The organism is Bacillus sp. Hm123, from assembly GCF_051842975.2.
Classification (GTDB): domain Bacteria; phylum Bacillota; class Bacilli; order Bacillales; family Domibacillaceae; genus Bacillus_CE.
On sequence record NZ_CM200277.1, the window covers coordinates 1 to 10000 of the forward strand.

General features: G+C 38.9%; 8 protein-coding genes (1 of these 8 cut by a window edge). All 8 read left to right on the plus strand.

Going from position 1 to position 10000, the window contains the following annotated elements:
- The gene (gene dnaA, locus ACSVDJ_RS00005) at positions 1-1347 is read left to right on the plus strand and encodes a chromosomal replication initiator protein DnaA (RefSeq protein WP_439171026.1); all 1347 of its coding nucleotides are present in this window, start codon (positions 1-3) and stop codon (positions 1345-1347) included.
- Between the two features lie 189 nt (positions 1348-1536).
- On the plus strand, positions 1537-2667 hold the full coding sequence (gene dnaN / locus ACSVDJ_RS00010) for a DNA polymerase III subunit beta (protein ID WP_439171024.1): 1131 nt from the start codon (positions 1537-1539) through the stop codon (positions 2665-2667).
- Positions 2668-2954: 287 nt separating this feature from the next.
- A complete protein-coding gene (yaaA, locus tag ACSVDJ_RS00015) occupies positions 2955-3173 on the plus strand; it encodes a S4 domain-containing protein YaaA (RefSeq protein WP_439171022.1) in 219 nt (72 codons plus the stop codon).
- Between the two features lie 20 nt (positions 3174-3193).
- Positions 3194-4312, plus strand: a complete 1119-nt coding sequence (gene recF, locus ACSVDJ_RS00020) for a DNA replication/repair protein RecF (protein ID WP_439171021.1) — start codon at positions 3194-3196, stop codon at positions 4310-4312.
- 10 nt (positions 4313-4322) lie between these two features.
- Complete coding sequence (gene remB, locus ACSVDJ_RS00025) at positions 4323-4610, plus strand: extracellular matrix regulator RemB (RefSeq protein WP_439171020.1); 288 nt, start codon at positions 4323-4325, stop codon at positions 4608-4610.
- Between the two features lie 8 nt (positions 4611-4618).
- Positions 4619-6544, plus strand: a complete 1926-nt coding sequence (gyrB, locus tag ACSVDJ_RS00030; protein ID WP_439171061.1) for a DNA topoisomerase (ATP-hydrolyzing) subunit B — start codon at positions 4619-4621, stop codon at positions 6542-6544.
- 89 nt (positions 6545-6633) lie between these two features.
- Positions 6634-9108 carry a DNA gyrase subunit A gene (gyrA, locus tag ACSVDJ_RS00035; protein ID WP_439171019.1) on the plus strand — a complete coding sequence of 825 codons (2475 nt, stop codon included), beginning with the start codon at positions 6634-6636 and terminating at the stop codon, positions 9106-9108.
- 131 nt (positions 9109-9239) lie between these two features.
- On the plus strand, positions 9240-10000 hold the 5' portion of the coding sequence (locus ACSVDJ_RS00040; protein WP_439171018.1) for an HD-GYP domain-containing protein. It continues 316 nt past the right edge of the window; 761 of the gene's 1077 nt are visible here — the first part of the coding sequence; the start codon lies at positions 9240-9242; the stop codon falls past the right edge of the window.

Consider the following 10000-nt stretch of genomic DNA (forward strand, 5'->3'; position numbering starts at 1 on the left):
ATGGAAAACATCGACGATCTTTGGAATAAAGTTTTACAAAGCATAGAGAAAAAAATTAGCAAGCCTAGCTTTGATACTTGGCTAAAATCAACAAAAGCCTACTCATTGCAAGGAGATTCAATTACTGTTACTGCTCCAAACGACTTCGCTCGCGATTGGCTAGAAGGTCATTATTCGCAGTTGATTTCCGGAGTAATTGGAGAACTTACTGGGGAACAGCTAGCCGTACGATTCATTATTCCAGAAAATCAGCAGTCGGAAGAATTTGATGTGTCTAAAGCGAAAAAGCGACAAAATAAAAAAGAAGATGCACATGAATTTCCACAAAGCATGCTGAATCCTAAATATACCTTTGATACGTTCGTCATTGGTTCAGGGAACCGATTTGCTCATGCAGCTTCTTTAGCGGTTGCTGAAGCACCAGCAAAAGCTTACAATCCACTCTTCATTTATGGAGGAGTTGGATTAGGTAAAACCCATTTGATGCATGCGATCGGCCATTATGTACTTGAGCATAATCCAGGAGCAAAAGTTGTTTATTTATCATCTGAAAAATTCACAAATGAGTTTATTAACTCCATTCGCGACAATAAAGCCGTTGATTTTCGCAATCGGTACCGTAATGTCGATGTTCTTTTAATTGATGATATTCAATTTCTTGCTGGTAAAGAACAAACACAGGAAGAATTCTTCCATACTTTCAACACCTTGCATGAAGAAAGTAAGCAAATTATTATTTCTAGTGATCGTCCTCCTAAAGAAATCCCAACGTTAGAGGACCGCCTTCGATCTCGATTTGAATGGGGATTAATCACTGATATTACCCCTCCAGACTTAGAGACTCGAATCGCTATTTTACGCAAAAAAGCAAAAGCGGATAATCTAGATATCCCGAATGAAGTCATGCTCTATATTGCTAATCAAATAGATACGAATATTCGTGAGCTTGAAGGAGCACTTATTCGAGTGGTCGCCTACTCTTCATTGATCAACAAAGACGTGAATGCTGATCTAGCAGCAGAAGCGTTAAAAGATATTATTCCAAGTTCCAAACCAAAGACGATTACGATTCAAAACATTCAAAAGGTCGTCGGAGAACAATACAATGTAAAACTCGAAGACTTCAAGGCGAAAAAACGCACCAAATCCATTGCATTCCCTAGACAAATTGCCATGTATTTATCTAGAGAGCTAACTGATTTTTCACTTCCGAAGATCGGAGAGGAATTTGGAGGGCGTGATCATACAACAGTGATCCATGCTCATGAAAAAATTTCAAGACTTCTAGAAACCGATAGCCAACTGCAACATAACGTGAAGGAAATCCAAAACCTTTTGAAATCTTAATAATGTGAATAACTTAGCTTACTTTATGAACAGTCTGTCCACATGTGGATAGACTGTATTTACTTTCGTTCTGTGGACTTATCCACATATTCACAACTCCTACTAGTACTACTATTATTTTTTAATATAAAATAATTAATATATGCAACAAGGGAAATGATTATTCTAAAATAAAATGGAGGAAGAAAAATGAAATTTTCAATCCAAAAAGATCGGTTTGCTCAAAGTGTACAGGATGTTTTGAAAGCGATTAGTTCACGAACAACGATTCCCATCCTAACAGGGATAAAAATAGACGCAGCGACAGAGGGGATTAAATTAACAGGTAGTGATTCTGATATTTCGATTGAATCCTTTATTCCAAAAGAGGAAGAAGAAATGGTTCTTGCTGATATTCAACAAGCAGGATCTGTTGTATTAAATGCTCGTTTTTTCAATGAAATTGTTAAAAAGCTACCGTCAGATACTATTGAAATCGAAGTTCTTTCATCTTTTCAAACCGTTATCCGTTCTGGTCAAGCAGAATTTAATTTAAATGGTTTAGACCCAGAAGAATATCCTCATTTGCCACAAATTGAAGAGGAAGAAGTATTCAAATTACCTACTGACTTATTAAAAGCAATGGTAAGACAAACAGTATTTGCAGTGTCCACCTCAGAAACACGCCCCATCTTGACAGGTGTAAACTGGCAAGTTGAAGAGGGGATGTTAAGCTGTATTGCAACAGATAGTCACCGATTAGCATTAAGACAAGCGGCTGTGGAAACAGCATCGGAATACAATGTAGTCATTCCAGGGAAAAGCTTAAGTGAGTTAAGTAAAATTTTAGATGATAGCCAAGAATCTGTGGAAATCGTCATTACTGAAAATCAAGTGTTGTTCCGTGCAAAACATTTATTGTTTTTCTCAAGACTTTTAGAGGGAAATTATCCTGATACAAGTCGTTTAATCCCGACAGATAGTAAAACAAGGCTAGAATTAAACACGAAAGAATTTTTGCAGGCGATTGATCGAGCTTCGTTGTTAGCGAGAGAAGGTCGGAACAATGTCGTAAAGTTATCGATGATCGGAGACGAAATGATTGAAATTTCCTCGAATTCTCCTGAAATCGGTAAAGTAACGGAGCAAGTCAAGAGTCAAGCGGTAGAAGGGGAAGAACTAAAAATTTCTTTCAGCGCTAAATATATGATGGATGCTCTAAAAGCACTTGAAGGAACAGAAATTAATATCCAGTTCGCTGGTGCAATGAGACCGTTTGTCATTCGTCCACAAAACGACGACTCGACGCTACAATTAATCTTGCCTGTTAGAACGTATTAATTTCTTTGAAAGTATAAATAATGGAAAAGAGGCTGCTCCCTAAGCTGAGCAGCCTTCTTTTTTGTGAAGGGCAAATAAGCGCCTTCCGCTTTTCTTTGTCCAGCTCCGCCTCCTAGACACTCGAGTCAAATGCCAGCCTTACTGCATGGCTGAAGTACGCCATTTCGTCATTCTGTCATTTGCTTGTCGTGTCTGAACAGCGCCTTCCGCATTTCTATCTTTGTGTTAATGTGAAAAGTTTAGTAAAATAAAGTATTAGAGAATTCAATCGAAGGCAGTGAGAGAAAATGCAAAATAGGATCGTAATTGAAACGGAATATATTGTTCTTGGACAGTTTTTGAAACTGGCTGAAGTGATTCAAACAGGTGGTATGGCCAAGTGGTTTTTGAGTGAGCATGAAGTGTATGTGAATGGTGAAATCGATCAGCGTAGAGGTAGAAAATTACGGGTAGGCGATAAAATAGAAATACCTGAATTTGGTGTTTTTGTTATAGCAGATTCATAAAACAAAAGGGTGTCTTGCTCATGCACATTAAAGAACTGTATTTAGAAAATTATAGAAATTATTTACACTTAGATGTGGAGTTTGAAAATAAAGTAAATGTGTTTCTTGGAGAAAATGCTCAAGGAAAGACAAATGTCATGGAATCTATTTATGTGCTTGCTATGGCAAAATCTCATCGAACCTCCAATGACAAAGATTTAATTCGCTGGGAAGCGGATTATGCTAAAATAAAAGGTAGAGTAGAAAAATCTCGAAACTCTGTCCCGTTAGAGTTGATTATTTCTAAAAAAGGCAAGAAAGCGAAGTGTAACCATTTAGAGCAACAACGCCTTAGTCAGTATATTGGGAATATGAACGTGGTCATGTTTGCACCAGAGGATCTTCATCTTGTGAAAGGAAATCCTCAAGTGAGAAGGCGTTTTATAGATATGGAAATTGGACAAGTATCGCCAGTGTATCTTCATGACATCAGTCAATACCATAAAGTACTACAACAGCGAAATCATTATTTAAAGCAATTACAAATTAAAAAAACAACTGATTATACGATGTTAGACGTATTAACGGAGCAATTAATTGATCTAGCTGTCAAAATTGTGAGAAAGCGTTTTGACTTTATTCACTTACTTCAAAACTGGGCAAGCGCCATTCATTCTGGTATTTCACGTGGAGTAGAAAAGTTAAATATTCTATATGAACCGTCTGTTGGGGTATCAGAAGAGAATGAATGGTCAAAAATGGTAAGTGTATTTGAGGAAAAGTATCATTCCCAAAGACAAAAAGAAATTGAACGAGGTGTCACTCTTAGTGGACCACATCGAGATGATCTCATTTTTCATGTAAATGAAAAGAATGTACAAACATTTGGTTCTCAAGGCCAGCAAAGAACGACAGCACTATCTGTGAAATTAGCGGAGATTGAATTGATTCATTCTGAAATTAAGGAGTACCCCATTCTTTTATTGGATGATGTATTGTCAGAGCTTGATGATTACAGACAGTCTCATTTGCTAAATACGATCCAAGGAAAGGTTCAAACATTCGTTACGACAACAAGCACAGAAGGAATCAATCACCAAACTTTGCAAGAAGCATCCACCTTTACAGTTGAAGCTGGCATGATGACACAAATAAAGTGAGGATTTAGCTATGTATGTTCACATTGGAGATGACATCATCCTTCAAATAGACAATATTATTGCCATCGTAGATCAGCAGACAATAGATATAACTTCCAAACAAACAATCGATATTATTTATGATGATACACTGTTAAATAATGGTAACTTCAAATCAATTGTTGTGACAGACAACCAATTATATCTTTCATCGTTTTCATCAAACACATTAAAAAAGAGGATATTCGATAATTATTTGCAAAAGCCTGAGAAATACAATGTTTTACAGGAGGCTTTTGAAGAAAGAGCGGGTGAATGAATTTGACTATGGAACAACAAAATACAACGAACCAGCCTTCCTATGATGAAAACCAAATACAAGTTTTAGAAGGTCTTGAAGCTGTTCGAAAACGACCAGGGATGTATATTGGCTCAACAAGCGGAAAGGGCTTGCACCATCTTGTATGGGAGATTGTAGATAATAGTATTGATGAAGCATTAGCAGGCTATTGTGATGAAATTCAGGTAATCATCGAAGAAGATAACAGCATTACGGTCAAAGATAATGGTCGTGGGATTCCAGTCGGTATTCATGAGAAAATGGGCCGTCCAGCTGTGGAGGTTATTTTAACTGTACTTCACGCCGGTGGAAAGTTTGGCGGCGGCGGATATAAAGTATCTGGAGGCCTTCACGGGGTGGGAGCGTCTGTCGTTAATGCGTTGTCTACTCAACTAGAAGTATACGTTCATCGCGATGGTCAAATTTATTATCAATCTTATCGACGTGGAGTTCCTGAAGCAGACCTGAAAGTAATCGGGGAAACAGACCATACAGGAACAACGATTCAGTTTCGTCCGGACCCGGAGATTTTTACAGAAACTTTAGTCTATGAGTATGACACGTTAGCGAATCGTCTTCGCGAACTAGCCTTTTTAAATCGTGGCATTAAGATCATTATTGAGGACAAGCGAGAAGAAGGCCAAATCAATGAGTACCATTATGAAGGCGGAATTAAATCGTATGTTGAGCATTTAAACCGCACGAAAGAAGTCATTCATAGCGAACCGATTTACATGGAAGGAACAAAAGAAGGTATATCTGTAGAAATTTCTTTGCAATACAACGAAGGATTTACTAGCAATATTTATTCTTTTGCCAATAATATTAATACCCATGAAGGTGGAACGCACGAATCAGGGTTTAAAACCGCATTAACACGCGTTATTAACGATTATGCGCGTAAAAATGGTTTGATTAAAGAGGCCGATCAAAATCTGTCTGGAGAAGACGTACGTGAAGGGCTAACAGCGATCGTGTCTGTGAAGCACCCAGATCCACAGTTCGAAGGACAGACAAAGACGAAATTAGGTAACTCTGAAGCGAGAGCAGTAACGGATTCCGTTTTCTCTGCTCGTTTTGAGTCCTTTTTATTAGAAAATCCAGCTGTTGCTCGCCAAATTGTCGATAAAGGACAAATGGCGGCGCGTGCGCGAATGGCGGCGAAAAAAGCGAGAGAGTTAACGCGTAGAAAAAGTGCGTTAGAAGTCTCAAGCCTTCCTGGAAAACTGGCAGACTGTTCTTCACGTGACCCAGAAATTAGCGAAATTTATGTCGTGGAGGGTGACTCGGCAGGTGGATCAGCGAAACAAGGGCGTGATCGTCATTTCCAAGCGATTTTACCGTTGCGAGGAAAGATCATTAACGTAGAAAAAGCACGATTAGATAAAATTTTATCTAACAATGAGATTCGCACGATTATTACGGCTTTAGGCACGGGAATTGGAGAAGAGTTTGATATTTCGAAAGCTCGTTACCACAAATTAGTCATCATGACAGATGCCGATGTAGATGGTGCGCATATTCGTACATTGTTGCTTACATTCTTCTTCCGCTATATGAGACAACTGATTGAAGCGGGCTATGTCTATATTGCTCAACCGCCTTTATATAAAGTGACGGTGGGGAAAAAGATAGACTATGCCTACAAGGAGCGTCAATTAGAAGAGATTCTTGCCGGATTACCGGAGAATACAAAACCAGGAATTCAACGCTATAAAGGTCTTGGAGAGATGAATCCGGAACAGCTGTGGGAGACGACGATGAATCCAGAGACGAGAACATTGCTTCAAGTGAGCTTGAAGGATGCTATTGAAGCGGATGAAACGTTTGAAATTCTTATGGGGGATCGCGTCGAGCCTCGTCGTCAATTCATTGAAGAAAATGCCCTCAAGGTGAAAAATTTAGATATATAATGCCTGTAAAGGTTGCTTAATAAGCAGGATAGATCGAATCTATCCTGTCTCTCTTTTCTATAAGTGTTTGTTAAAGGAGGTCTTTGAAAATGGCTGAAACACCTAATTCTCAAGTAGTAGAGATTAATATTAGTAAAGAAATGCGCTCATCCTTTTTAGATTATGCGATGAGTGTCATTGTCGCTCGTGCTTTACCGGATGTGCGAGATGGTTTAAAACCTGTCCACCGTCGAATTTTGTATGCGATGAATGATCTTGGCATGACGGCGGATAAAGCTTATAAAAAGTCTGCTCGTATCGTTGGTGAAGTAATCGGTAAGTATCATCCACATGGAGATTCAGCTGTATACGATACAATGGTGCGTATGGCGCAAGATTTTAGTTATCGTTATATGCTTGTCGATGGCCACGGAAACTTCGGATCAGTTGATGGCGATGCAGCAGCCGCGATGCGTTACACAGAAGCACGTATGTCCAAAATTTCCATGGAATTATTACGTGATATCAACAAAGATACCATCGATTATAAACCCAACTACGATGAATCTGAAAAAGAACCTGCCGTACTACCAGCTAGATTTCCTAATCTATTAGTAAACGGAACATCTGGTATTGCCGTTGGGATGGCAACGAACATTCCTCCACATCAATTAGGTGAAGTCATTGATGGCATTGTCGCATTAAGTCACAATCCCGATCTGAACATCCTTGAGTTAATGGAATATGTCCCAGGGCCAGATTTTCCAACAGCCGGTATGATCATGGGACGAAGTGGTATTCGTCGTGCGTATGAAACGGGTAAAGGCTCCATTGTGATTCGAGCGAAAGTGGACATCGAACAAAAGGCAAGCGGTAAAGAAACGATCATCGTCAAAGAGCTTCCTTACCAAGTGAACAAAGCAAAATTAATTGAAAAAATTGCGGAACTTGTACGCGATAAGAAAATTGATGGCATTACTGATTTGCGCGATGAATCCGACCGCAACGGAATGCGAATTGTGATGGAAGTCCGCAAAGATACGAATGCTAGTGTGCTTTTAAATAATTTATATAAATATACAGCGATGCAAACGAGTTTTGGGATTAACTTATTAGCACTTGTTGATGGACAACCGAAAGTGTTAAATCTGAAAGAGTGTCTATATCATTATCTTGAACATCAAAAAGTGATCATTCGTCGCCGAACAGAGTTTGAGTTAAGAAAAGCGGAAGCAAGAGCACATATTTTAGAAGGTTTACGTATTGCTCTTGACCATATCGATGAAATTATCGCCTTAATTCGCGGCTCACAAACAACGGATATCGCAAGACAAGGTTTAATGGACAATTTCTCTTTATCTGAAAAACAAGCACAAGCGATCCTTGATATGCGACTACAGCGCTTGACAGGACTTGAACGAGAAAAAATTGAAGAAGAGTACAACAATCTTTTAGCATTAATTAACGAATTAAAAGCAATTTTAGCAGATGAAGAAAAAATCTTGGAAATTATCCGCGAAGAGCTATTAGAAATTAAGCAGCGCTTTAATGATGAACGTCGCACAGAAATCATGGATGCTGGAGTGGAAGGAATTATGGATGAAGATCTCATTCCGCGTGAGCAAGTCGTTTTGACATTAACACATAACGGCTATGTGAAACGTCTGCCAGCCTCTACTTATCGTAGCCAAAAGCGTGGAGGTCGTGGAATCCAAGGGATGGGCACGAATGAGGATGACTTTGTTGAGCATCTATTAACAACATCGACTCATGACACGATCTTATTCTTCACTAACAAAGGGAAAGTATACCGATTAAAAGGGTATCAAATTCCTGAATATAGCCGAACAGCTAAAGGGATTCCACTCATTAATCTGTTAGAGGTAGAGAAAGATGAGTGGGTCAACACGATGATTCGCGTGGAAGAATTCACAGCTGATTCTTATCTGTTCTTTGCTACCAAATCAGGTATTGTGAAACGGACATTGCTCGCTGATTATGCAAATATCCGCACAAACGGTCTGCGTGCCTTAAATTTACGAGAAGATGACGAATTGATTTCCGTTCGTTTGACAGATGGAAAGCAACAAATTGTTATGGGCACAAAAGATGGCTTGATGATTCGATTTGCAGAAGAAGATGTTCGAGAAATGGGACGTGTATCGACTGGTGTGAAAGGAATAAGGCTTTCAGCGGCTGATGCAGTTGTTGGCATGGAGCTTTTACATGAAAACGATTATGTTCTCATCGTTACGGAAAATGGTTATGGAAAGCGTACTTCAGAAAGTGAATATCGCGTTCAAACGAGAGGCGGTAAAGGGTTAAAGACTTGTAACGTTACTGAAAAGAACGGCTCTCTTGTAGCCGTGAAAACTGTTACTGGTGAAGAGGACTTAATGTTAATTACTCTCGGCGGTGTCCTAATCCGAATGGATGTAAATGATATTTCAATTACGGGACGAAATACGCAAGGTGTGAAGCTGATCCGATTAGATGACAATGAGACAGTCGCAACTGTCACCAAAATCGCCAAAGAAGAAATACAAGAGGATGTACTTGAAGAGGAAGATACATCCGTTGAATAATAGTAAAAAAAGCCTGGGTTCTATTTTTGTTACTCAGGCTTTTTTACTATAAATAGTTAAAAATGAAAATTATAGTCCTTATTCCTTCAATGATTTGGTAAGATATAAATAAAAACTTGGAGATTTGACCTATGTATATAAAAGTAGAGGAGTTGCAAGCGGGGAATGTATTGCAAGAAGATGTCATGGGAAAAACATCTTGCCCCCTCATTGCGAAACATACAATCTTAACGGACCGTCACATCGAATTGTTAAAAGCTTTTTTGATCGAGGAAGTAGATGTTCAAACAGCTGATTCTGTTCTGCCAGAGACAACAGATCCTTCAGATCAAAAGAATTACGAGAAAGACACCGTGAATTCTTTAGAAGAAGATTTTTCAAAACGCTACATTGAAGGTGAGCAACAGTACAATAAAGAGTTTCTTAAATGGCAAGCGGGGATGGGTATCGATATTGTCAAGATTCGAGAAATTATTCTGCCTTTACTTGAATACGCTCGATTGCATTCTGATGTTTACCTACAGTTGCATACATGGACGGGTGGGCATTATCGTTTTCATCATCCACTTGCCGTAGGATTAATTAGCGGTGTCATCGCTGAAAAGTTAAATTTTGAAAATGGAATGATTATTCAAGCAGCCCTCGCTGGTATATTAGCTGATTGTGGTTTAGCTAAAATACCGATGAGTATTTTGAAAAATAGTAATCTCTCCACTAGTGACAGCGAAAAAGAATTAAGAAAGCATCCTTTACATAGTTACAATATGGTGAAAGACTTGAAGCTATTGAAGCAAGAGGCGAAAATAGCTATTTTCCAGCACCACGAACGGCTAGATGGTACAGGGTATTCTATGGGAGACAAGGGAGCAAAAATTCATCCATTGTCACGAAT

Bases quoted from the DNA above. Each gene is read 5' to 3' on its own strand.
- dnaA (WP_439171026.1), top strand. From the start codon at position 1: ATGGAAAACATCGACGATCTTTGGAATAAAGTTTTACAAAGCATAGAG.
- dnaN (WP_439171024.1), top strand. From the start codon at position 1,537: ATGAAATTTTCAATCCAAAAAGATCGGTTTGCTCAAAGTGTACAGGAT.
- yaaA (WP_439171022.1), top strand. From the start codon at position 2,955: ATGCAAAATAGGATCGTAATTGAAACGGAATATATTGTTCTTGGACAG.
- recF (WP_439171021.1), top strand. From the start codon at position 3,194: ATGCACATTAAAGAACTGTATTTAGAAAATTATAGAAATTATTTACAC.
- remB (WP_439171020.1), top strand. From the start codon at position 4,323: ATGTATGTTCACATTGGAGATGACATCATCCTTCAAATAGACAATATT.
- gyrB (WP_439171061.1), top strand. From the start codon at position 4,619: ATGGAACAACAAAATACAACGAACCAGCCTTCCTATGATGAAAACCAA.
- gyrA (WP_439171019.1), top strand. From the start codon at position 6,634: ATGGCTGAAACACCTAATTCTCAAGTAGTAGAGATTAATATTAGTAAA.